The following is a 23,390-nucleotide window of genomic DNA, read 5'->3' as shown; positions in this document are numbered from 1 at the left end:
TCGGCGGGACGAACAACCTGCGCGGATGCCGACTCGCGCGCATACGGGTCGACAGTGTCGTGACCAACTTCTATCTACATGACCGCCGACCTCGCGCTACTTGCTCGTGGCTGTGTCTCGCCGGTACGTGTCGCGGACATCGGCGAGACGTCGTCCATCGGGCAGGAGCCAGAAGTGCCAGCCGTTCGTAGCCCCCTTGCGCACATGGTGTCCAGCCGCGGACGGAGTGTTGAAAGTCTGGCCGTCCAGCTTCACGTCGCCGCCGTCGAGAACGACCGCTTCGTGTTCGCCCCAGTTCCCCGGACGGCTCCGCAGAATGGTGCCAGGTTGAAGGTGACCGGCAGCGATTAGCTGCTGGAGCGAAACGTAGGTGACAGCTGCAGCCGGAGCGTCTTTGATCTCGCCGAGGTGTCCCTCCGGCACTGGCCACGTCGTCAGCAGCCCATCGATCAGCGCGGCGGTCCGCTGATCGATCCGGGTTTCGTCCCAGCCGTCGTCGGACATGTCCTCGATCCGCTTGTTCAAGAGGAAGACATCGTGTTTGCGGACTGTGGCGCGCTTTCCTTCCTCACCGAGCCACGGGCCGTTGGACACCTTCGAGTTGAGGCCCTCAGTGAGCAAGGTGAGGTTGCCCAGTCGATGGATGTGGTCACGACGGTCGATCTCGGCGGCCAAGTCCCCCACTGACCAGTGCGTCTCCCACGCCTGGGGCATCACGTGCTCAATCGGAAAGCGTCCCCTGTCCACTCGCCCGCCGGCCAGTGGAGACGAACCGGTGTAGCCCCGGAGATGGTCTTCCGCCGCTTCTAGGAAGACTCGAAGGCGAGCGCGTTTGAACCGCTTGTAGGCGGCCTCAGTCGCGAGCGAGCTCTTGATCTCAGCGTCGCCCGGCCAGTAAGTGCTGGCCACGTTGAGCCGGGACAGATACGTCTCGACCCTCGTGACCAACTCGGCCTGCGGCGTGTTCCGATGCGTCGCGACCAGATCGGCCACCACCCGACCGAGAGCCGGGGTGGACAATCGTAGGAGAGCTCGCCGAACGATCCAGCTCTCGGCAGCACGGACCACCCGCTCGATCACCTTCTTGTCGTACACCGCTTCCGGTTCGTGCAACCAAATCAGGAGCGGTTTGAGGATCTCTAGCTCCATCGCCTGCAGCCGGTACACGGAAAGCTCCACTGCGTCGAGATTCGCGTGCGAGTCGTTCGCACGGTCGATCCAACGCCGGTACAGCCCCGCCTGCTGTTTGAGCACCGGAAGCAGTTCAGCCATCGTCAAGCTGGTCTCGTGCTCTACGAAGTGTTTGAACCGGCCGAAGGTCTGCTTCGGCGAGATCTCCTCGCCGACACGCGAAGTCAGCCATTGGTTGAGGAACAACGAGCTACGGCTGATGAAGTACCGGCCGACCCCGACTTCCTTCTCCCAGAAGGAAGACTCGAAAATCCAGTCTTCGACGTAAGCCTTGTGCGTGTCCACTCCTTCGGCCGTCAGCCGCTGGAAGACGAAGTTCTTGATCAGGTCTGCAGCGGTGAGCGGCGTGCCACGAGCATTGAGCGTCTCGAAGATCTCCTGCGAATTCTCGTCCGACCTGAGATCGATGACAACGAGCTGCAGTGACTGGGTGATGACGTTGGTGAGGGCCTGAGCGCGCGTCGCGAACTTCGTCTCCTCGGCATCACCAAGCCACTGTTCGACCCTTTCTCCGAAGAACTTGTGTCCGAGCGCGAGCAAGCTGTGGGCGTGCTTCAAGTCGGCGTAGACGATCGGCGGATCGGCCCGCATCACTTCGTTGTACCCCGCCTTGTCCCGGTTGGTGTGGCGGAGTTTGAGCACGTCGTCGTCCAGCTCGATCTGATAATCGGGGTTGTGCGTGAGCGCTTCCAGGCGACGGGCCAGGTTGTCCTGGGAACGAGACTCCAGCACCGCCGCCGTAGCGTCCATCAACAGCTGTAACGTCGTCAGCCGCTGCTGACCATCGATGACCAGTCTGGGCTGGAGCGTGCCCGTCAGATTCTCCTGAGCCTGAAGCACAACCGCCCCCAGGAAATGGGTCGCGGCACTGTTCGGGTTGTCGAGGCGGAGTTCCGCGAGCCGACGCAGGTCCTGCCACAGCGGCTCCCACTGGTTCTCCTCGGTCCAGACGTAGGGACGTTGAAACAGCGGTACCACCAGGTGCTGGGGCAGGTAGAAAATATCCTGCGGCGTCCGAACGAGGGTCTCCACGCGCCGCCTCCTTCTGTTCTCGATATCCCACTTCGCGGCCGACTCCAGAAGTTACCCCCTGTCACCGCCGGAACACGGCAGTTCACGGGAATCGAAAGCGCCCCTTTCCGTCAATGCTGCGCACGACCCCGGGGGTGTCTGTGAGGATTCGTCGTGTGACGGTCGAGGGTGCGAGTCGGGCATATGGGCGGCGGGCCGAGGAGTACATCGGGTTGCTCGGCAGCATCGAGGCGACCGCGTCCGCTGATCGTGAGCTGGTCGGCGCCTGGGCGCAGGCGCTGCCCGGCGGGCCGGTCATCGACGTCGGCTGCGGGCCGGGGCATTGGACGAACTGGCTGCACGGACGGGGAATCGACGTCGAGGGCGTCGATCCGACACCCGAATTCCTCGCCGATGCCCGGAAGCGCTTCCCGGACGTCCGGTTCCGGGAAGGCCGTGCGGATCGGCTCGACGTCGCCGATTCGAGCTCGGCGGGCGTACTCGCCTGGTACTCGCTGATCCACCTCCGACCGGACCGCGTGCCCGACGCGCTCGCCGAGTTCGCCCGCGCCATCAAGCCCGGCGGGGGACTTCTCGTCGGATTCTTCAACGGGCCGGAGCTGGAGCCGTTCGACCACGCGGTCACCACCGCGTACTTCTGGCCGATCGACCGCTTCAGCGGCGCGATCGAGCAGGCCGGTTTCGCCGTTGCGGACCGGCGCACCCGCGCTGATCCGGGAGCCCGGCCGCACGGCGCGATCGTGGCTCGCCGACTCGACTGAGCACCACGCCATCCCGGTCGTCGCGCACCGGCTCGCGCAGCCGGATCAACGCCGACCCCGTCCGGATCGTCCTTTTCGTCGCCGAAGCCTAAAGTACGAGCACTCGAAAAGCTTGCACGGCACCGATTCCTGGAAGCCCACCGTCGTGAAGTTCTCCGTCGGCGAGGACCCCGAGGCGCCGACCGTGTTCAGCTACCCGGTTCCCGAACCGGGCAAGGGCATCGACTGCGTCGCGTCCGGCACCGAGGCCGACCCGCAGGTGCGCTGCGAGACCACTCCCGCCCGCTGATCCGCGGGCACGCCGTTGCGGCGCTCCGTGATCGGAGTGCCGCAACGGGCCAGGAACTCAGGCAGCGCGTCAGGCTTCGCCACGGTTGAGGAGTTGTCCGTGCGGGCCGGGGGTTTCCACGTCCGGGCCGACGATTTTCCGGCCGCGCAACCAGGTTTCGCGCACCACTCCGGACAACGGGCGCCCGTGGTAAGGCGAAACGGGATTGCGGTGGCGCAGCTTCCCGACGTCCACGACAAAAGCGTCGTCGGGGGCGAACACGCACAGGTCGGCGTCGTGGCCGACCGCGATGGCGCCCTTGCGGCGCATCCCGGCGAGCTCGGCGGGCTTGCGCGCCATCCAGTCGACGACGTCGGCGAGGCCGCGTCCGCGCACCCGCGCCTGCGTCCACACCGCGGACAGGCCGAGCTGCAGGCTGGACACCCCGCCCCAGGCCACCCCGAAGTCGCCGCTGTCGAAGCGCTTGAGCTCCGGCGTGCAGGGCGAGTGGTCGCTGACGACGCAATCGATGATCCCGTCGGCGAGACCCTTCCACAGCAGTTCGCGGTTGCGGGCCTCCCGGATTGGCGGGCAGCACTTGAACTGGGTGCCGCCGTCGGGGACCTCCTCAGAAGTGAAGCTCAGGTAGTGCGGACAGGTCTCCACAGTGACCTTGACGCCGTCGGCACGCGCCGAGGCGATCATCGGCAGCGCGTCCGATGACGACAGGTGCAGGATGTGCACGCGGGCGCCGGTGCGGCGCGCGAGCTCGATGACCTGCGCGATCGCCACGTTCTCCGCGCCACGAGGACGCGAGCTCAGGAAGCCGCCGTAGTCCTCGCCGTGCGCGGTCGGGGCGTGCTCGATCGCGTCGGAGTCCTCGGCGTGCACGATCATCATCGCGTCGTGCCGGGCGAGCAGGCGCAGCGCGTCCTCCAACTCGGCCGGACCGAGCGGCGGGAACTCGTCCACACCGGAGTGCAGCAGGAAGCACTTGAACCCGAACACTCCGGCCTCGTGCAGTTCCCGGAGTTCGCCGAGGTTCCCGTGCACGGCGCCGCCCCAGAAACCGACGTCGACGTGGACCTTGGGACGCGCGGTCTCGCGCTTGAGCTCCAGCGCATCGGCGTCGATGGTGGGCGGCAGGCTGTTGAGCGGCATGTCGACGAGCGTGGTGATCCCGCCCTCGGCGGCGGCCCGCGTGGCGGTCTCGAAACCCTCCCACTCGCTGCGGCCGGGGTCGTTGACGTGCACGTGGGTATCGACGAGGCCGGGCAGCAGCACCTCGTCCTCCGCGAGCTCGACGATCTTCGCGGCGTCGAGCTCGACATCGAGCGGTTCCACGGCCGCGATGCGCCCGTCCCTGACTCCTACGCTGCCGGAGGTCTCGCCGTGCGGACCGATGAGCCGGTGCGCGCGGAACACCACGTCGAACGCTGAACCGGTGGCTGTTTCGGCCAACGCCGGCACCTCCTTGTGATCGCTCGGCACTGATCGCCGGACATCGCCGTGAACGCTGCCGTGGTCCTCCCCCGGAGCCGGTCCGCGCCCCCGCTCGATGCCGGTTCAGCGGCCGTCGAACTCCGGAAACCAAACGTATATTTACACGTATACGTAACCTAGAAGTGGCTCGATCCCGAGTCAAGGGAGCGCCGGGACCGGCTCGCGGCTCAGAACACCATCCGGTCGAGCACCATCACGCGGCTCGCCTGCACGTGGCGCTGAGCGACCTCCCACGCGCGGGCGCCGTCCCCTGCCGCGACCGCGGCGTAGAGCTCCTCGTGCTCGGCGCACACCCGCTCGGGCTCCGGGTTCAGCCGGAACAGCCAGGCCAACCGGCCGTGCAGCGGTTCCAGCATCGAAGTCAGGAGTTCGTTGCGGGACAACGCGATGACCTCGTCGTGGAACGCGGTGTTCGCCTCCGACATGGCCGTCACGTCGGAGGAGTCCAGCGCTGCGCGCGCCTGCGCGGCCAACCGGCCCAAGCGCCCCACGTCCTCGGCATCGCTGCGTTGAGCGGCGAGCTTCGCGGCCAGCGCCTCCAGGGACTCGCGGACGTCGAAGAGCTCTTCGAGCTGGCGACGATCCAGGCTCCGGACGAACACGCCGCGTCGGCGCGGCAGCACCTCGACCAGGCCCGCGCTCTGGAGCATCCGGATCGCCTCCCGGACGGGAACGCGCGACACGCCGAACTCCGCGGCGAGCTCCTGCTCGAAGAGCCGATCGCCGGGACGGAGCTCACCGTCGCTGATGCGCGCCTGCAACGTGCCGTAAACCTGGTCGCGCAGCGGAACGCGCGGCTCCGCGTCCGACTCTTCAGTCACAGGCACAAGCTCCTCCTCGCCGGCTGTGCCCACCAGCGTAAGAGCTCCGCCCCCACCGCCGGGCCGCTACCCCGACACCGGCGGCGAGGTTCCCGCGCCACGGCCGTCGGGCTCGACGCCCGAAGGCGTCCATGGCGGAGCCGACGAGGACGCCACTCGCGCGTCCTGCTGCGGGCGACGAACGATTCCACGAACGCCGGTCGCACCGAACGGCCCGGCGTTCGTGGACGGAGCGCTAGCCGAACGGCACCTGCTCCGGCTCGATCATCGCGTCGATGCGGATCCCGCGCGGGGTGTTCGCCTCCCGCTCGATCATCACTTCGACCAGCACCGGGCGGCTCGTCGTCGCGGCCTCCTTGCGCGCCCACTCGATCGAACCGGCCAGCTCACCGGGCACGAACACGCGACGCCCGGTGCAGCCGTACGCCTCCATGACCTTGACGTTGTCGGTGCCGTAGGTGTCGTAGTGGATGTCGACCTCGGTGTTCATCTCGTAGCCCAGCTCCGCCTGCCGGATCAGGCCGAGGTACTCGTTGTTCAGCATGATGATCACGAACGGGACGTGGTACTGCGCGGCCACGGCCAGTTCCTCCACCAGGAACTGGAAGCCGTAGTCGCCGACGACCGCCGCCACCTCCGCGCCGGGCTCGGCGGACTTCACGCCGATGGCCGCCGGGATCTCCCAGCCGAGCGGACCTGCCTGGCCGCACACCTGGTAGTGCCGGGGTTTGTGCGCGGTCTGGAACTGGCCGGACCAGATCTGGTAGAGCCCGATCGCGGTGACGAAATAGGTGTCGGGGTCGAACAGGGCGTTGATCTCACGGAACACCCGGGGAGCTTTGATCGGCACCGCGTCGTAGTCGTCGGGCCGGGTCAAGGTCCGCTTCAACTCGCCGACGCGCCGAACCCAGGGCCGGTAGTCCTTGGCCGACGCGCGACGCTTCGCCGCCGCGAGCAAGGCCGTGAGGAACAGCCCGGTGTCCGAGACGACGCCGAGATCGGGTCCGAAGACCTTCCCGATCTGCGTCGGTTCGATGTCGACGTGGATGAACTTGCGCTCACCTCGGTAAACATCGAGCGCCCCGGTGTGCCGGTCGCCGAACCGCGCGCCCAGCGCCAGCACCAGATCGGCTTCCAGGAAGGATTCGTTGCCGTAGCGCTGGCTGGTCTGAACACCGGTCATCCCGGCGAACAGCTCGTGGTCCTCGGGGAACGATCCCTTGCCCATCAACGTGGTCTGCACGGGGACGCCGAGCAGTTCGGCGAGTTCACGCAACTGCTCGTGGGCCTCCCCCAGCAGAATCCCGCCGCCCGCCAGCAACAACGGCCGATCGGATTCGAGCAGCATGTCCAGGGCCTTCTCGACGCGCGGCGGATGCGGTCGCACTGCGGCCACGGGCAGCGGAGCGTCGATCGCGGGATCCCAATCGATCACCTGCTGCTGCACGTCCAGTGGCAGGTCGATCAGCACCGGACCGGGGCGTCCGGAGCGAGCGGTGCGGAACGCCTCCCGGAAGATCCACGGCGCCTGAGCCGCCTCCTTGACCTGCACGGCCCACTTGGTGACGGGCTTGGCGATCTCAACGATGTCGACCGCCTGGAAGGCTTCCTGGTGCAGCTTGGTCGACACCGCCTGACCGGTGATGCAGACCATCGGGATGGAGTCGGCCTGCGCGGTGTACAGGCCGGTGATCATGTTCGTGCCCGCCGGGCCGGAGGTGCCGATGGCGACGCCGACACGACCGTTGGTCCGCGCCCAACCGTCGGCCATGTGCGTGGCACCCTCTTCGTGGCGCACGATGAGGTGCTTGATGTCGCGGTGTTCCAGCGCCGCGTACAGCGGGAGGATCGCGGCTCCGGGGCAGCCGAAGGCGGTGTCGACTCCTTCGGATTCGAGGACGTCGACCACAGCCTGCATGACAGGAACTTTCGGCATGGTGTAGGAATTCCTCTCGGGTGCGACGCCTCGGCGTGCACCTTGTCGGGATCGAGTCGGCGGTGCTGATTTGCTTGGCGGCATCGGGGCCGCCGACTCCTTCTTCTTGATCTTCTGTTCGATCTCCAGGCTGAGTTGCTCAGGGGATCGGGTAGCGGAACCTCAGTGGGCTTCTCGCTGCGGGGTCTTTTTCCCGAGTGGCTCCGCCACGAGGGAAAAGCCGTCCTCGCGAGAAGGCCATTGAGAACCCGCCGGTGGTCGGCTTTTGGACGTGGGCTATGCGCTTCGCGCATACAAGCGCGGTTTCGCCCCAGAGATTGATACGACTCGGGGGCCAGGTCTTCAGTCGTGGCCGTTGAGGTGGGTGATCTGCTTCAGCAGGCCCGAGTGGTCGAGTGCGCCGTCGCCTTGGGCCACCGAGGCGGCGACGAGTTGGGCGACGAGCGTGCCGAGCGGGATCGTCAGACCCGCTTCGCGGGCGGCGGCCTGGACGATCCCCATGTCCTTGTGGTGCAGTTCGAGTCGGAAACCCGGTTCGAACTCGCGGTTGCGCATCTTCTCGCCCTTGGCGCTGAGCACGTTGCTGCCCGCGAGGCCGCCGCCGAGCACGTTCAGCCCGGCCTCGGCGTCCACGCCGTGCGCCTCCAGGAACACCAGCGCCTCGGCGAGCAGGCCGATGTTGCCCGCGACGATGAGCTGGTTCGCCGCCTTGACGGTCTGCCCGGCCCCGGCGGGTCCTACGTGGACGATCGTGGCGCCGACCGCTCCGAGCGCCTCTTCGGCTGCGGCGAAAGCGTCCGCCTCACCGCCGACCATGATCGACAGCGTGCCGTCGATCGCCTTGGGCTCACCACCGCTGACCGGCGCGTCGAGCGACCGCAGGCCCCTCTCCGCCGCGGCTTCGGCGATTCGGCGGGAGGCGTCGGGGCGGATGGTGCTGCAGTCGATGAGCAGCGCGCCCCGTTCGGCGACCGCCAACACGCCGTCCTCGCCGAACACGACGGATTCGACGTCCGGCGAATCGGGCAGCATGGTGAAGATGACCTCGGCACCCGACACCGCCTCGGCGATGCTCGCGGCCGCCGTTCCACCGGCGGCGACCAGCTCGTCGACGGCGGCCGGGCTGCGGTTGAATCCGGTGACCTCATGTCCGGCCTGAACCAGGTTGGCCGCCATCGGGCCGCCCATGATTCCCAGGCCGATGAATCCGATCTTGCTCACGATGCCTCCACGCTCGTCAGGGGATTGCTCGAATTCAGCGCTCCAGCCAGTCGAAACCGTCCGCACTGGCCCCGCTCGGCTTGTACTCCAGGCCGACGTATCCGGTGTAACCGGCGGCGTCGAGCTTGCCGAAGCAACGGTCGAAGTCGATGTCACCGGTTCCCGGCTCGTTGCGCCCCGGAGCGTCGGCGATCTGAACGTGGCCGATCTGCTGCGCGTGCCGTTCGATCACCGCGTCCGGGTCGTCGCCGTTGACCGTCAGGTGGTAGATGTCGAAGAGCAACCGCAGGTTGTCCACGCCGCCTTCCTCGTGCACCCGGTCGATGACCCGCAGCGCGTCCGCGGCCTTCTTCAGCGGGTAATCCGGCACGCCGCTGACCGGCTCGATGAGCACCCGGCCCCCGATGCGCGCGGTCGCCTGCGCCGCCCGGATGAGGCTCTCGGTCGCTACATCGTCCTGTTCGGACGGTTCGAGGCCGTGGACGCGGTTGCCGTAGAGCGCGTTGAACGCGCGGCACCCGAGCCGGTCGCCGATGCCGACCGCGACGTCGAGGTTGTCGGCGAACTCGCTCGCCCGGGCCGGATCGGACAGCACCCCGCGCTCACCGGCGGGCAGGGCACCGGCGAAGAAGTTCAGGCCGACGAGCCGCACCCCGGCGTCCTCGACGGCTCGCACGAACGCCTCGACCTCCTGGTCCGAGGGCACCGGGACCGAGAACGGCCACCAGTACTCCACGGCGTAGAAGCCGGCGGCTTTCGCCGCGGCGGGCCGTTGCAGCACGTCGAGTTCGGTGAACAGGATCGAGAGGTTGACGTCGTATCGGACGGAACTCACCAGGAACCTCCCTCGATCGATTTCGCTATGCGAAATCTAAATTTTGTATAGTGATAGATTAGCGAACGCGGTTTTCCCGGTCAACGCCTTTCAGCGCGATCACGAATGGCGATGTCATCATCCGCCGCGCATCAGAGCGCCACAGGAGCACGGCCGAAAACCGTTGGGACCACTGGAAGTTGATCCGGATGATGGAATGAACGACCGTCCATTGTGGCCTCCAACGAAGTCGCGCGCGCGATGCCACGAACGGGCCGAACGCGCGAAACCGCTGACCGCGACCGGGAATCCCGGCGCGGTCAGCGGTTTCGCGGACCTGCTGTTCGTTTCCTCCTACCCGGAACGACCTCAGAACCGAGGTGGCCAGTTGGTCATCCTCTTGGGGCGAGGAGCGGCGTACGTGCGCACCTTCGATGTCATCAGGCCCAGGCGGACAAGGGATTCCGCGATCGTCACCGCCGCCGTCACACCGTCGACCACGGGAACCCCGGTGCGTTCGAGCACCCGCTCGGCGAGCCCCGACATGCCGCCGCACCCAAGGCAGATGACCTCGGCCTTGTCGTCGTTCACGGCGCGCACGGCCTGTTCGGCGATGGCGTCGACGGCGGCGCCAGGGTCGCGGTCGAGGTCCAGCACGGCCAAGCCGCTCGCCCGCACCGACGCGCACCGGCCGAACAGACCCGCCGTGCTGAGCCGGTCCTCGATCAGCGGCACCGTGCGGTCCAGACTGGTCACCACCGAATAGGACCGGCCGACGAACTGGGCGGTGCTCGCGGCGGCCTCGGTGATGTCCACGACCGGAACGTCCAGCAGCTCCTGCAGGCCCTCCCGGCCGTGCTCGCCGTATCCGGCCTGAATGACGGCGTCGAACGGCTCGGGGTAGGCCCGGACCGCTTCCATCACGGCGATCGCCGCGAGGTGGCTCTCGTAGTTGCCCTCAACGGATTCCGCGCCGAACGACGGCGTCAGCGCAACGATCTCGGTGCCGGGAGCCGCGACACCGGCGGCCTGCTCTCCGATCGATTCGGTGATGGCCACGGTCGTGTTGACGTTGACGACGAGAATGCGCATGGTCTTCCTCTTCAATTCCGAATCGTTGCCCGCACCGGAATCGGGCTCATTCGGCGGCCACGGCGATCGCCTCGCCGTCCACGTCCTGCCCGTCCAGGTGGCGATCGCTGATGACCGCGTAGATGATCGCGCCGAGCGCCGCGCCGATGAACCAGGAGAACCCGGACGCCGCACCGAAAGCCGGCACCAACGCGACCACGACCGCGATCGCCGCCGCGGGCAGGAACGCCCAAACGGCCTTCGGGTTGTACCCGCGCCGGTAGTGGTACTCGCCGCCGGCGTCCTCGGTGTAGAGGTCCGGGACGTTCACGCGAGTTCTCCGCAGCAGCCAGTAATCGGCCATGATCACGCCGAACAGCGGGCCGAGCAGTGCGCCGAGACCGCCGAGGAAGTAGTTCACCACGACCGGGCTGTCGTAGAGGTTCCACGGCAGGATGACGAGTCCGATGATCGCGCTCACCAGGCCCGCGCGGCGGAAGTTCAAGTATCGCGGGAAAAGGTTCACCAGCACGTAGATCGGGGCCACGAAGTTGGCGAGCAGGTTCACCGCGATGGTCAGGATGATCAGCGCCACCGAAGCGACCGCCAGCAGGACCATGTTCGGAATCGTCTGGACGATGTCGGTCGGACTGGTGATCACCCGGCCGTCCAGCTTGAACTGCGCTCCGCTGAGCACAACGACGATCGCGGCGAAGAAGAGCATGTTCACCGGGATGCCGACCAGGTTGCCGCGCACGATCGACCGGCGGCTCTTGGCCGAGCGCGTGAAGTCGCAGAAGTTCAGCACGAACGTCCCGTAGATGACCACCCAGAGCGCGGCGCCCTCCAGCACCTGCAACCACATCGCGCCACCGGTGAGCGGCTGCGCCGTCGACAGCGAGAGGGAGAAGTCCGCCCGCGCGAACATCCAGATCGCGAGGCCGCACATGGTGATCAGCGTCGTCGGCGCGGCGATCGCCATGTACCTGCGGATCACGTGCATGCCGTAGCTGACGATGAGCACCTGCACGGCCCAGAGCGCGAGGAACGTGATCCAGCCGAGCAGCGAAAGTCCCAGCACCTCACGGTCCCGCAGCGGCGCCAGCGCGGGGAACATGGCCACCAGCAAGGTGTTCAGCACCGCGGAGGCCAGGTACGTCTGGATGCCGAACCACGCGATGGCCACGATTCCGCGGACGGCCGCAGGCAGCTGCGCGCCCTTCGTCCCGAACGCGATGCGGCTCATGACCGGGAACGGCACGCCCGCCTTGTGCCCCATGTAGCCGGACAGCGTCAGCAGCAGGAACAGCAGCACCGAAGCGAGGGCGAAGGCCGCCAGGATTCCCCACACGTTCAGCCCCAGCGCGAACAGGCCGATCGCGAACGCGTAGTTCCCGAGGCTGTGCACGTCGTTGGCCCAGAGCGTGAAGACGTTGTACGCGCCCCAGCGGCGCCCGTCCTTCTTCGTGGGAGCCAGGTCGTAGCTGTACAACCGGTCGCTGGGCGCGCACTCCACGTCCGACCGGCGGTCCTCGGCAGTCATCGAACCGCCTCCAAGCTTGCGCTCGATGTTTCCATTGGACAGCCGAAGTTCCGCAATGTGAAAGTATACGACTGTGATTCGGAAGACGGTAGCGATCGACCTGATCGCCGTCAACAGTCGCCGAAGCGCGCTCACCGAGCCGGCGATCCGACCACGAACACGGGAAGTATCCGGCCGTCCCCGCTACGCGATTCCCCAGTGATCGACCGGCGTCACCTACCCTCGCCCACCACCCTCGGCGTTGTGTATACATAAACGCGCCCCGGCTTCGCGCCCGCCGCACACGAGGAAGGGATCACTTGAACCAGCCGAGCTACTACGCCCCCGAAGGCGGTCTCCCCACCCAGTCCGCGCTGCTCACCGACCGCGCAGTGGTCACCGAGGCGTACACGGTCATCCCGCGCGGCGTGCTCCGCGACATCGTCACCAGCAACCTGCCCGGCTGGAACGGCACCCGCGCGTGGATCCTCGCCAAACCGATCCAGGGGTTCTCGACCACGTTCGCGCAGTACCTGGTGGAGGTCTCGCCAGGCGGCGGCAGCACCCGGCCGGAACCGGAAAGCGGTGTCGAATCGGTCGTGTTCGTGCTCTCCGGCGACCTGCGGCTGACCATCGAAGGCATCCGGTACGACCTCACCCCCGGCGGATACGCCTACCTCCCCGCCGGAGCGGACTGGTCGGTCGCCAACAGCGGCGAGGACCGCGCCACCTTCCAATGGGTCCGCAAAGCCTACGAACCCCTGGAAGGGCACACGCCCACAGCGTTCGCGCTCCAGGAGCAGGACGTCCCGCCCACACCGATGCCCGGCACCAACGGCACCTGGGCCACCACCCGATTCGTGGACCCGGACGACCTCGCCCACGACATGCACGTCAACATCGTCACCTTCGAACCCGGCGCGGTCATCCCGTTCGCCGAGACGCACGTGATGGAACACGGGCTCTACGTGCTCGAAGGCAAAGCCGTGTACCGGCTCAACGACGACTGGGTGGAGGTCCAGGCCGGAGACTTCATGTGGCTGCGCGCCTTCTGCCCGCAGGCCTGCTACGCGGGCGGACCAGGCAAGTTCCGCTACCTGCTCTACAAGGACGTCAATCGTCAGATCAGGCTGACTTGAGGGTTTCTACGGCTCTTTTTGCTTTGGTGGTCGGGTGGCGGAACCTCAGCTGTCTTCTCGCTGCGGGATCTTTTTCCCTAGTGGCTCCGCCACGAGGGAAAAAGCTGTCCTCGCGAGAAGACAGCTGAGAACCCGCCGGTGGTCATCTTGCTTGCGTGGGCTATGCGCTTCGCACATACAGGCACGGCCTCCGGCCGCAAGGCAAGCGGGGCTTCGCCCGCCCTTCGCGGACTTCGCCGCCAAAAGCACGGCTTCGCCGCAAGGCGTCTTTGGCCGCGAGATACGGGTTTCTCGGGTGGCGCCGTCGGGTGGTTGCTCGTCAGGTGATGGCGCGAGGTTCGTCGGGGGCTGCGTTTACGCTCGCGGCATGACTCCCCACGAGCTCAGGGCCGCTTGTCTGGTCATGCCCGGCGCGCGGGAGGAGTTCCCGTTCGACGAGGCCAACAGCGTTTTCAAGGTCGCCGGGAAGCTCTTCGCGATCAGCAGGCTGGACGCCGAACCGTTGCGGGTGAGCCTCAAGTGCGAGCCGGACCTCGCGGTGTCCCTGCGCACGAGCTTCCCGACCGCCGTCCTGCCGGGCTACCACCTGAACAAGCGGCACTGGAACACCGTCGTCGTCAACGACGTCGTGCCCGATCAGCACGTCCAGGACATGATCGAGGACTCCTACGACCTCGTCGTCGCCGGACTACCTCGCCGCGAACGGGACAAGCTGCACTGGCTCAAGATCAGCCACGGTTGACTCCGCCGAGCCGCTCGACCTCGAGAGACACCCCGGCGGCCCGAAGCCGTTCGATCAGCACGTCGCCGATCGCCGCGGCGGGCGTGAGGACTCCGGTCAGTTCGGGGAGTTCGTCGCGGTGCAACGCCAGCGACAGGGCGCTTTCGCCGAGCATCACCGCGGTCGCCTTGTACCCGGGGTCGCCCTGAGCGCGCATCCGCGAGCGGTAGCGCTCACCGGTGGTCGTGGTCGTGTACGTCTCGGTGGTGAAATGCCCGTTCTCGCGGGTCTTCTCGCCCGGCCCATCCCCTGCCTTCGGAAGGATGCGGTCGAGCACGGACCGCACCGGCTTGACCGACATCGCGCCCAGGAACAAGGCGGTGGCTCCGCTGACCGCACCGGCGACGACCGTCGAGAGCACCGGCGTCCGGCCCACGGACATGCTTTCGCCGTAGTGGAAACCGTCACCGTAGGCACGGTCGAGCAAGGCATTGGAGCGGCGCACGATACGAGTGTTGTGGCTGGCCATGAAGAACGGAGCGAGAGTTCCGCCGAGACTCGGATCGACCTTGGACGCGTCGACCATCGCCATGTCACCCGGCTCCTCCGAGCGCTTCACGCGGGCGCGCTCGCCGGGACCGGTGGACAGCGCGTGCGGATCGAGCAGGACGCGCCGGACGTCCGGGTCCCCGACCTGCTGCGCGATCACCCGCATCGAATCGATGGTCCCGCCGCTCACGCCACCGCGGAGCTTGCGCACGACCATCGTGGTGTCGGTCAGCGAACCGGCACCGTCCTGCTGGATCTTCTTGTGCAGCAGGTACACGCCCAGATCCGAGGGCACCGAGTCGAATCCGCAGGAATGCAGGATGCGGGCGCCGTTCGCCGCGGCCAGCTCACCGAACTCGTCGATGGACCGGCGGACGAACGGAACCTCACCGGTCAGGTCGACGTAATCGGTACCGGCGCCCGCGCAGGCGGCGACCAGTCCTTCGCCGTACTTCAGGTACGGGCCGACGGTGGTGCACACGACCCGCGTCCGGGCGGCCATCTCGTCCAGGGTCGCGGCGGACGTCGTGTCGGCGATGATCAGCGGCCACTCGTCGGCGGGCGCGGGCAGTTCGGCGCGGACCCGCGCGAGCTTGCTCTCGCTGCGCCCGGCCAGCGCGATCTTGGTGCCGGCCGGTGCGTGCTCGGCCAGGTACAACGCGGTCAGCCTGCCCACGAATCCGCTGGCACCGAACACAACAACGTCGAACTCGCGATCGCTCATCGCCACACCTTCCGTCGGGACGGCCCTGTCCGCCCGGGTGGTCACGGCGCCCGGCTCACCCGTCCACCGTGGAACGCCACCGGCACCCTAACCTCGGACATCACCGCGCCGAGCATCACCACCGCGAAGCGGGGGCATCATGGTGCGCATGACGGTGGTCAAGGTGGCTACATGCCAGTTCGCGGTGGGTGACGACATCTCCGCCAACCTGCGCAACGTCGTTCACCAGATGCGAGTCGCGAAGCGACGGGGTGCCGATGTCGCCCACTTCCCGGAGGGAGCGTTGTCGGGCTACGCGGGCTGCGACTTCGACACGTTCGACGGTTTCGACTGGGACGACCTGCGATCCGCGACTCATCGAGTGCTGGAGCTGGCTGGGCAACTCGGGCTCTGGGTCGTGCTCGGTTCCGCGCACCGGCTCAGCGACGCCAACAAACCGCACAACAGCCTCTACGTGATCAACGATCACGGCCGGATCGTCGACAGGTACGACAAGCGCTTCTGCTCCGGAGACGTGGCCGAGCGCGTCGGGGATCTCGCTCACTACAGCCCGGGAGACCACGGCACCACCTGGGAGATCAACGGCGTGACCTGCGGAGCCCTGATCTGCTACGACTACCGCTTCCCTGAGCTGTACCGGGAGTACAGCAAGCACGGGGTGCAGGTCGTCTTCCACTCGTTCCACACCGGGAACGCCTCAGCGGAGCAGGTCGCGGCGATCGGAAACGCGATCGGCCATGACCACGCGCGGTTCAATCCGGCGGCGACGTTCACCTACCCCGGGATCACCATGCCCGCCGCCATGACGACGGCCGCCGCGTGCAACCACGTGTGGATCAGTTGCCCCAACTCGTCCGCGCCGGAAAGCCTGTGGCCCGCGTTCTTCGTCCGCGCGGACGGAGTCCGCATCGGGCGGCTCCGCCGCAACACGCCCGGCGTTCTGGTATCCACTGTGGACACGGCTGCGGATCTGTACGACTCGACGGCGGCATGGCGCCACCGAGCTCTCTCCGGAGATTTCCACAGCGGCGCGGCCGTCACGGACCCGAGATCGACGGACCGCACCTCACTGTGAAGCTCGACGAGGTTCCCCGGACCCGCTCGAGCCGCGTCGACCACGTTCGCACCGCCGCAAGCAGGACGGCTCGCGACCGGACCGGTTTTCAGGCTTGCGGCGGATTTCCGTTCGTCCTCAGGCGTTCTAGCGTGGCGGGCACTGCCATTCGGCCGCAACGGCCGAATGCGGCAACGAGCCCGTGCGGAGACGATGATGCCCGCTCGTGATCCGCAACGATCCACGATCGGAGTGATCTCGAATGAACGCAGGCATGGTCAGCGGCAAGGTCGCCGTCGTCACGGGGGCCGCTCGCGGCCAGGGGCGCTCGCACACCCTGCGCCTGGCCGAAGAAGGTGCGGACGTCGTCGCCATCGACCTGTGCGAGCCGATCGACTCGTTGCCGTATCCGATGGCCACGCCCGAAGATCTCGACGAAACGGCGGCGCTGGCCAAAGGCGGACGCGTCGTCACCGTCCGCGCCGACGTCCGGGACGACGAAACCTTGGCCGACGGCGTGGCCGGAGCGGTCGAAGAGCTCGGCGGACGGGTCGACATCGCGGTCGCCAACGCCGCCGTGTCCACGATCCGCCCGGCCGACGGGACTCCGCCCGAACGGATCTGGCGGGATGTCGTCGACATCAACATGACCGGTGTGTGGCACACCGTGGAGGCGTGCGTGCCGCACATGACGGCGGGGGGTTCGATCGTCCTGATCGGCTCGACGGCGGGGCAGAAAGGTCTGGTCGGAGCACCCGGTACGGCCGCGACGCTCGCCTACACCGCCGCCAAGCACGGCGTGGTGGGACTGATGCGCGCCTACGCCGTGGGGCTCGCGAAATCATCGATCCGCGTCAACGTCGTCCACCCGACGGGGGTGCGCACGCCGATGCTGGACAACCCGGACTTCCAGTCGTACTTCAGCGAAAACCCCGCGGACGCCGCGATGCTGGTGAACGCGCTGCCCGTGAAAGTCGTCGAACCCGGTGACATCAGCGAAGCCGTCGTGTGGCTCGCGTCCGACGCGGCCCGCTACGTGACCGGTACCGCGCTGCCCGTGGACGCGGGATTCGGCGTGCTCTGAGCGCCGGAGACGACCGGGGCTGCTCAGTCGAGGCAGAACTCGTTGCCCTCGATGTCCTGCATCACGATGCACGACTCCTCCTCGCCGTCGGCGGGCAGCAGCCGCACGCGGGTCGCGCCGAGCTGGACCAGCCGTGCGCATTCGGCCTCAAGAACGGCGAGGCGCTCGTCGCCCTCCAGCCCGGTACCGGCCCGCACATCGACGTGCAGCCGGTTCTTGACGACCTTCCCCTCGGGAACACGCTGGAAGTAAAATCGCGGCCCCACACCTGTGGGATCGCTGCAAACGAACCCCGAGCCCTGGTTCTCGGGTGACAGCGACCGGTCGAAATCCGCCCAAGTCGCGAAACCCTCCGGCGGCGGCGGCACGACGTACCCCAGCACCTCGCACCAGAAACGAGCGAGCCGCTCAGGTTCCGCGCAGTCGAAAGTGATCTGGATCTGCTTCACCGACGCCATGCGATGAGCCTAGGCCGGCACTGGTCGTCCGGTCTTCCGAATTAATGCACGGCGGGCGACCCGACGATCACGAGGACGCCACCTGGCTGCTGACCGTCGTTGTGGCGCACCTGCTCGACCGCGCGGGCATCCGCGTTCCTGCGGAAACACCGCACCGGAAACCGACGTACCCCGGACGCGCGGCGCAACGGCCCTGACGAACAAGTCAACGGACCGTTCGACCAACAAGACTGGACGAACAGTCCGCTCACTCCTCCAGCACAAGTCAACGGACCGTTCGACCAACAAGACTGGACGAACGGTCCGTTCACTCACTTCCCGGTCGTGGAGATCTCGGTGAGGGTTCGGCCGGCGGTTTCCGGGGCCAAGGCCTGCGACACGACGGCGCCCACGACGCAGATCCCGGCGGCGACGAGCATCGTCGTCCCGGCGCCGAGGTCCTGCATGGACCAGGGGAACAGGAACGTGCCGATGGCGGCGCCGACTCGGCTGACGGCGGTGCCGAAGCCCGTCCCGATGCCGCGAAGCTCGGTGGGCAGCACTTCTCCCGGGTACACGCCGTTGAGCGCGGTGCACATCGCGTTGGCGAAAGCGAAGATCAGGAAGCAGCCCAGCACGACCAGCGGCGGCGCGGATCCCCACAGCGCGATGACGACGAGGACCACGGCGCACACCCACTGCTGCGGGATGGTGAGCTTGCGGCGCCCGATGCGCTCGATGAGCAGGCAGGACACCACGACTCCGAGCAACGCGACCCCGTTGACGCCGATGGCTCCGACCAGACCGTCCTCGCCCAGGCCGTAGTGCGAGAGCACGCTGGCGGAGAACGTGGCGATGGCGAAGTACGGCGTGACCGTGCAGAACCAGAACACCGAGATGAACGTGGTGGCACGCCAGTACTGCGGCGAGAACAGCATGCGGAACGTGCCCTCGCGCTGCCGCTCATCCGTGATGTCGGCGCGATCCGCGTCGTCCTCGATCCAGGTGTCCACGATCCGCCGGGCCTCCTCGACGCGGCCCTTGCTCATCAGCCAGCGCGGTGACTCCGGCACGCCCAGCCTGCCCAAGAACAGGATCACGGCCGGGAGGGTGCTGGTCCCGAGGATCACCCGCCAATCGGCCTCCAACGCCGTCAGCGCGAAACCGACCACGAACGCGGCGACGAACCCGATGTACCAGGCCACTTCCGCGAACGACAGGCACCTGCCGCGCAGGCGTGCGGGCGCGAACTCCGTCATCAGTGGCCAGCTGATCGAGTACTCGGCGCCGATCGCCACGCCCATCAGCAACCGGACGGCGAACAGCTGCCAGCTCGAGTCGACGAAGAACTGCAGCACCGATCCGACCACGAACATGGCCAGGTCGATGGTGAACATCGGTTTGCGGCCGAACTTGTCGGCGAGCCAGCCGCCGAGCGGGCCGCCCGCGAAGATGCCGATCAGCGCCGCCGCCCCGATCAGCCCCTCGCCGTACACGGACATGTTCAGGTCGGTGGTGATGGCACCGATCACGGTGCCGACGATGCCCAGGACGTAGCCGTCGATGAACATCCCGCCGGCGACGACGATGGTCAGCCGGAGCAGGAATCGTTTCCTGTCGGCCGAGCTGCGCGCGGTGTCCGCAACTGAGTTGGTCACCAGCTCGTTCCCTCCCGCGTGGAGTACTCCGACACCGGCCACGCCCGGCATATGCCGGGCGGGTTTATAGCGCGCCGCCGCGACGGCTCGCGCACTCGGGGCCGCCATCTGAGACGGCGCCCTCAGTTGCCCGTGACCCAACCCGCACCACTGGTCACTGTCGGCAGCCGAAGCCGCGAGCGCGTCCACTTTGTGAACGCGACTGCTAGGCTGATCTGCGCGGCACTGATCCGGGGAACGAATGCGCTCCGTGCGTCAGGAGGCGGAAACGGGATGGGCGACACACCCGAGCAATCGGGGATGGTCAACAAGTCGGTCACCAAAGCCGTCCGATTGCTCCGCGAACTGGCCGCCCAGCCGCGCACCGGAGCCACCGTCACCACGCTCGCGAAAGCGGCGGGGCTGAGCAGGCCGACCGCGTTCCGGCTGCTCTACAGCCTCGAACAGGGCGGCCTCGTCGACCGCATCGACACCAACTACGTCCTCGGCTGGGAACTGGCCCGCTTGGGCAGGAACGCCGACCCCTACGCGGGCCTGGTGGCGCACGCGCACCCGTCGCTGCAGGAATTGGCCGACGAGTTCAACGAGTCCGTGACGCTGTCCATCCCCAACGCCCAGGACGGCCTCGACCTGGTCGCCGAAGCCGCGGGTTCCCACGTGGTCGGCGTCCTGTCGCAGAACATGGTCGGCAAGCACTACCCGATGCACGCCAGCTCCACCGGCAAGGTGCTGCTCGCCGAACAGTCCGCCGAGCAGCTGCACCGGACGCTGCCCGAGCAGCTCGAAGCCTTCACCTCCGACACCATCACGGACCGGGCGGCGCTGCTGAAAGAACTCGGGCAGGTCCGGGAACAGGGCTTCGCGACGATCGACAACGAGCTCGACCCCGAACTGCTCTCGCTGTCCCGCCCGATCAGGGACAGCGCCGGAACCCTGGTGGCCATCCTGACCCTCAACGGGCCGCGAAGCCGCTTCGGACGTGCCCGCATCCCCGAGGCCCTGCAGAAGATGCAGGCCACCGTCGACCAGCTCACCGAACTGTTCTGGCGCGACTCCGCCGACGCCTGAAGGCTCAGATCTCCCGGCGGAACTCGGTTCCGCAGTAAGCGATTCCGAACAGCATCGCCTGGAAGACCGCGGCGAACACCACTCCGCCCCAGAGCATCGGCCCTTCCAGCTGCACGAACATCAACGAGGTCGGCGCAGTGACGAGGAAACCCCAGATCCCGGCCAGGCCGGTGTCCACGCGGTCGACCAGCAACGCGTCCACCGCGGTCCACAGCCACACCGCGGACACCAGCGTGAGGTAGCCCAGTCCGGCCGGGTTGAACAGGTACCGGTGGAATGCCGCGGCCCAAGAGCGCTGCGAGCCGTGCATGGGAGACCTCCTGGAAAGACGATCACTGAACTCGATCTCCACTATCCCGGCGGCCCGGTCCCGGTCGCATGAGCATTTCTACCCATCCGCCCCGCGGTCAGTCACTCCCCCCTGCTCAACAGCGCGACCAGGAAGCCGGAGTCCGCGGCGAGCGGACGAAGGTCCCATGTGGACAGTTTCAGCTCGGTCTCCAGACCGGCGTCCGCGGCGTCCGCGAAGAACTCGTCGAACTCGTACCCGCGCCCGGCGCCGAACCCGACAGCGACCCGCCCCTGCGGCACGAGGTGCTCGCGGAACCGCCGCAGCACCGCGCCGCGCGTGCTCGGCGCGAGGAACGGCAGCACGTTCCCGGCGCACACGATCACGTCGAACGGCGCCGTGAATCCCCGCGCCGGCAGGTCGAGCTCCGCGAGGTCGCCGACGACCCAGCGCGGGCCTGGATGGTCGTGTTCGGCGGCGGCGATCAAGTCGGGGTCGACGTCGACGCCGACGACCTCGTGTCCCGCCGCGGCCAACGCGGAACCGACGCGGCCCGGTCCGCAGCCGGCGTCGAGGACGCGCGAACCACGGGCGATCATCGCGTCCACCATGCGCGCTTCGCCCGCGAGGTCGTTGCCCGCCCGCGCCATGCCGCGCATCCGATCGATGTACCAGGCGGAGTGCCCGGGATCGGCGGCCACCTTCTGCATCCACATGCTCTGCTCGACCATGCCCCCCATCCTCCTCCCTCGCCGAACGGGCACGGCCGGCCGCTCGTGGATCGCGCGAGTGTCGGTGGCCGCCGCTACCTTCGACCCCATGGCGTTGTCCGCACAGGAACGAGAGCAATTCCTCGCCGAACCGCACATCGGCTCGCTCGCGGTGGCGTGGACGTCCGACCGAGCACCGCTGACGGTGCCCATCTGGTACCAGTACTCACCCGGTGGCGAACTGTGGATCAACACGGGGCCGGATTCGCGCAAGGCGCAGGCGATCCGCGACGCCGGCCGGTTCAGCCTGATGGTGCAGCGGACGGAACCGACGGTCCGCTACGTCTCGGTGGAAGGACCGGTCACCCGGACCGCCACGGGCACCGACGAACTGTCCCGGGAGATGGCTGAGCGCTACCTGCCTCCGGAGAAGGTCGCCGGGTTCCTGGAGTACGAACGCACCCAACTCGGCGAGCACATGGCCATCTACATGCGCCCAGAACACTGGCTCTCCGCCGATCTCGGCAGTTTCTAGCTCGTGGTCTCCACGGCTCGTTTTGCTTGGGTGGTCGGGTGGCGGAACCTCAGTGAGCCTCTCGCTGCGGGATCTTTTTCCCTAGTGGCTCCGCCACGAGGGAAAAAGCTGTCCTCGCGAGAGGCTCACTGAGAACCCGCCGGTGGTCACCTTGATTGCGTGGGCTATGTGCTTCGCACATACAGGCACGGCCTTCGGCCGCGAGGCAGGCGGGCTTCGCCGCCCTTCGCGGACTTCGCCGCCAAAAGCACGGCTTCGTTGGAAGGCGAGTGTGGGGTGAGGGGCTCGTTGTTGCGGGACTACGTGGTCTCTGCGCTGTTCGCGGGACGGCGGCGTTGCGGGAAGCGATTAAGTCAACCGTTTGAGTTTGGTGTTAGTGTGGCGCCTCGCCGACCACGATCATCGATGAGCTCGGTCATCGTTCGGTTGTTTCCCCAGCTCGAGCAGCGAGGAGTGCCATGGCCCCGACCGGTGCGCAGTTCACCTCCGAAGTCGCGGTGGTGATCGGAGTCGGTGGCATGGGACAGGCCATCGCCCGCCGCGAAGGGACCGGGCGCAGGCTCGTCCTGGCCGACTTCGACACCGCGTCCCTCGTGCGGTTCGCCGACGTGTTGCGCGGCGAAGGCTTCGACGTGACGACGACCGAAGTGGACGTCGCGGATCGCGAATCCGTCGCATCCGTGGCTGCGCTCGCGGAGGAGCTCGGCTCGGTCACCCGCGTTGCGCACACCGCGGGCGTCTCCCCCGCCCAAGCGTCCAAGGACGCCGTCCTCGCCGTCGACCTGCTCGGCACGGCGTTCGTGCTGGCGGAGTGGGAACGGGTCATCGCGCCCGGCGGCGCGGGTGTCGTGATCTCCAGCAGTTCCGGCTACTTCCCCCGCCTCAGCGCCGAGGACGAGCGCGCACTCGCCGTGACGCCGGTCGGCGAGCTGCTGGAGCTGCCCGTCGTGGCCGCCGTCGAGAGCTCGGAGTGGGCGTATCCGCTGTCCAAACGCGCCAACCAGCTGCGGGTGCAGGCCGCCGCCACCGCCTGGGGCGCTCGCGGCGCGCGGATCAACAGCATCAGTCCCGGCATCATCTCCACACCGATGGCACAACTGGAATCGGCAAGCGAACACGGCGACCGGATGCGCGCCATGATCGCGGCCTCCGGAACCGGACGGATCGGCACCACCACCGACATCGCCGACGCCGCGGCCTTCTTGCTGAGCCCGGCGGCATCGTTCATCACCGGCGTGGACCTGCTCGTCGACGGCGGTGTCGTGGCAGCGGGCCGGTAGTT

General features: G+C 67.6%; 23 protein-coding genes. 10 read left to right on the top strand and 13 right to left on the bottom strand.

All coding sequences use genetic code 11. The annotated features are described in order from the left end of the window. Positions 1-96: 96 nt before the first annotated feature. A complete protein-coding gene (locus H2Q94_RS10380) occupies positions 97-2,223 on the bottom strand; it encodes a GmrSD restriction endonuclease domain-containing protein (protein WP_243794290.1) in 2,127 nt (708 codons plus the stop codon). Positions 2,224-2,378: 155 nt separating this feature from the next. Between H2Q94_RS10380 and H2Q94_RS10375 the strand changes: the two genes are divergently transcribed. Beyond that, positions 2,379-2,984: a class I SAM-dependent methyltransferase gene (locus H2Q94_RS10375; RefSeq protein ID WP_243794289.1), complete on the top strand. Its 606-nt coding sequence runs from the start codon at positions 2,379-2,381 to the stop codon at positions 2,982-2,984. 112 nt (positions 2,985-3,096) lie between these two features. Continuing rightward, positions 3,097-3,273 carry a hypothetical protein gene (locus tag H2Q94_RS10370; RefSeq protein ID WP_243794288.1) on the top strand — a complete coding sequence of 59 codons (177 nt, stop codon included), beginning with the start codon at positions 3,097-3,099 and terminating at the stop codon, positions 3,271-3,273. Positions 3,274-3,342: 69 nt separating this feature from the next. On the opposite strand, the gene allB is transcribed toward H2Q94_RS10370, so the two are convergent. The 7 genes from allB to H2Q94_RS10335 all read right to left on the bottom strand — a co-directional run bounded on the left by allB (position 3,343) and on the right by H2Q94_RS10335 (position 12,161). Continuing rightward, complete coding sequence (gene allB, locus H2Q94_RS10365) at positions 3,343-4,713, bottom strand: allantoinase AllB (RefSeq protein WP_243794287.1); 1,371 nt, start codon at positions 4,711-4,713, stop codon at positions 3,343-3,345. A gap of 209 nt (positions 4,714-4,922) precedes the next feature. Further along, complete coding sequence (locus tag H2Q94_RS10360; protein WP_243794286.1) at positions 4,923-5,576, bottom strand: GntR family transcriptional regulator; 654 nt, start codon at positions 5,574-5,576, stop codon at positions 4,923-4,925. 235 nt (positions 5,577-5,811) lie between these two features. Further along, positions 5,812-7,512, bottom strand: coding sequence for a glyoxylate carboligase (gcl, locus tag H2Q94_RS10355; protein WP_258718678.1), 1,701 nt, complete (start codon positions 7,510-7,512; stop codon positions 5,812-5,814). Between the two features lie 342 nt (positions 7,513-7,854). Beyond that, entirely contained in the window at positions 7,855-8,733 is an 879-nt protein-coding gene (locus tag H2Q94_RS10350; RefSeq protein ID WP_243794283.1) for a 2-hydroxy-3-oxopropionate reductase, read from the bottom strand. Positions 8,734-8,767: 34 nt separating this feature from the next. Beyond that, positions 8,768-9,571, bottom strand: coding sequence for a hydroxypyruvate isomerase family protein (locus H2Q94_RS10345; protein ID WP_243795643.1), 804 nt, complete (start codon positions 9,569-9,571; stop codon positions 8,768-8,770). A 345-nt stretch (positions 9,572-9,916) separates the two neighbouring features. Further along, on the bottom strand, positions 9,917-10,639 hold the full coding sequence (locus tag H2Q94_RS10340; protein WP_243794282.1) for an aspartate/glutamate racemase family protein: 723 nt from the start codon (positions 10,637-10,639) through the stop codon (positions 9,917-9,919). A gap of 46 nt (positions 10,640-10,685) precedes the next feature. Beyond that, on the bottom strand, positions 10,686-12,161 hold the full coding sequence (locus H2Q94_RS10335) for an NCS1 family nucleobase:cation symporter-1 (protein ID WP_243794280.1): 1,476 nt from the start codon (positions 12,159-12,161) through the stop codon (positions 10,686-10,688). Positions 12,162-12,460: 299 nt separating this feature from the next. Here H2Q94_RS10335 and H2Q94_RS10330 point away from each other — a divergent pair, with 299 nt between their 5' ends. Then, positions 12,461-13,279: a bifunctional allantoicase/(S)-ureidoglycine aminohydrolase gene (locus H2Q94_RS10330; protein ID WP_243794278.1), complete on the top strand. Its 819-nt coding sequence runs from the start codon at positions 12,461-12,463 to the stop codon at positions 13,277-13,279. Between the two features lie 367 nt (positions 13,280-13,646). Then, complete coding sequence (locus H2Q94_RS10325; RefSeq protein WP_243794277.1) at positions 13,647-14,021, top strand: MmcQ/YjbR family DNA-binding protein; 375 nt, start codon at positions 13,647-13,649, stop codon at positions 14,019-14,021. Here H2Q94_RS10325 and H2Q94_RS10320 read toward each other — a convergent pair. Further along, the gene (locus H2Q94_RS10320) at positions 14,008-15,273 is read right to left on the bottom strand and encodes a saccharopine dehydrogenase family protein (RefSeq protein WP_243794275.1); all 1,266 of its coding nucleotides are present in this window, start codon (positions 15,271-15,273) and stop codon (positions 14,008-14,010) included. The two genes, H2Q94_RS10325 and H2Q94_RS10320, sit on opposite strands and share 14 nt — an antisense overlap. Positions 15,274-15,421: 148 nt before the next feature. On the opposite strand from H2Q94_RS10320, the gene H2Q94_RS10315 reads away from it, so the two are divergent. Together H2Q94_RS10315 and H2Q94_RS10310 are read left to right on the top strand one after the other, a co-directional pair. Next, positions 15,422-16,348 (top strand): carbon-nitrogen hydrolase family protein, encoded by a 927-nt coding sequence (locus H2Q94_RS10315; RefSeq protein WP_243794273.1) that lies wholly within the window; start codon positions 15,422-15,424, stop codon positions 16,346-16,348. 241 nt (positions 16,349-16,589) lie between these two features. After that, positions 16,590-17,411 carry a mycofactocin-coupled SDR family oxidoreductase gene (locus tag H2Q94_RS10310; RefSeq protein WP_243794271.1) on the top strand — a complete coding sequence of 274 codons (822 nt, stop codon included), beginning with the start codon at positions 16,590-16,592 and terminating at the stop codon, positions 17,409-17,411. A 23-nt stretch (positions 17,412-17,434) separates the two neighbouring features. Here H2Q94_RS10310 and H2Q94_RS10305 read toward each other — a convergent pair whose 3' ends face one another. Then, positions 17,435-17,869: a VOC family protein gene (locus tag H2Q94_RS10305; protein ID WP_243794270.1), complete on the bottom strand. Its 435-nt coding sequence runs from the start codon at positions 17,867-17,869 to the stop codon at positions 17,435-17,437. Between the two features lie 44 nt (positions 17,870-17,913). Here H2Q94_RS10305 and H2Q94_RS10300 point away from each other — a divergent pair, with 44 nt between their 5' ends. Beyond that, positions 17,914-18,066, top strand: coding sequence for a hypothetical protein (locus H2Q94_RS10300; protein ID WP_243794269.1), 153 nt, complete (start codon positions 17,914-17,916; stop codon positions 18,064-18,066). Between the two features lie 114 nt (positions 18,067-18,180). Here the strand turns inward: H2Q94_RS10300 and H2Q94_RS10295 are convergent, their stop codons facing one another. Continuing rightward, entirely contained in the window at positions 18,181-19,506 is a 1,326-nt protein-coding gene (locus H2Q94_RS10295; RefSeq protein ID WP_243794268.1) for an MFS transporter, read from the bottom strand. A 273-nt stretch (positions 19,507-19,779) separates the two neighbouring features. Between H2Q94_RS10295 and H2Q94_RS10290 the strand changes: the two genes are divergently transcribed. Further along, positions 19,780-20,574, top strand: coding sequence for an IclR family transcriptional regulator (locus H2Q94_RS10290; RefSeq protein ID WP_243794267.1), 795 nt, complete (start codon positions 19,780-19,782; stop codon positions 20,572-20,574). A gap of 4 nt (positions 20,575-20,578) precedes the next feature. Here the strand turns inward: H2Q94_RS10290 and H2Q94_RS10285 are convergent, their stop codons facing one another. Further along, entirely contained in the window at positions 20,579-20,884 is a 306-nt protein-coding gene (locus H2Q94_RS10285; RefSeq protein WP_243794266.1) for an SCO4225 family membrane protein, read from the bottom strand. Positions 20,885-20,985: 101 nt separating this feature from the next. Further along, positions 20,986-21,594: a class I SAM-dependent methyltransferase gene (locus H2Q94_RS10280; protein ID WP_243794265.1), complete on the bottom strand. Its 609-nt coding sequence runs from the start codon at positions 21,592-21,594 to the stop codon at positions 20,986-20,988. An 88-nt stretch (positions 21,595-21,682) separates the two neighbouring features. Here H2Q94_RS10280 and H2Q94_RS10275 point away from each other — a divergent pair, with 88 nt between their 5' ends. Both H2Q94_RS10275 and H2Q94_RS10270 read left to right on the top strand, forming a co-directional pair. Beyond that, positions 21,683-22,108: a pyridoxamine 5'-phosphate oxidase family protein gene (locus H2Q94_RS10275; RefSeq protein ID WP_243794263.1), complete on the top strand. Its 426-nt coding sequence runs from the start codon at positions 21,683-21,685 to the stop codon at positions 22,106-22,108. Between the two features lie 458 nt (positions 22,109-22,566). Beyond that, complete coding sequence (locus H2Q94_RS10270) at positions 22,567-23,388, top strand: SDR family oxidoreductase (protein WP_243794262.1); 822 nt, start codon at positions 22,567-22,569, stop codon at positions 23,386-23,388. The last annotated feature ends 2 nt before the right edge of the window (positions 23,389-23,390 follow it).

The sequence above is a fragment of the Saccharopolyspora gloriosae genome (genome assembly GCF_022828475.1).
GTDB classification, from domain to species: Bacteria; Actinomycetota; Actinomycetes; order Mycobacteriales; family Pseudonocardiaceae; genus Saccharopolyspora_C; species Saccharopolyspora_C gloriosae_A.
The sequence above is the reverse complement of the archived record's forward strand: the minus strand, read 5'-3'. Positions and strand labels throughout refer to the sequence as shown.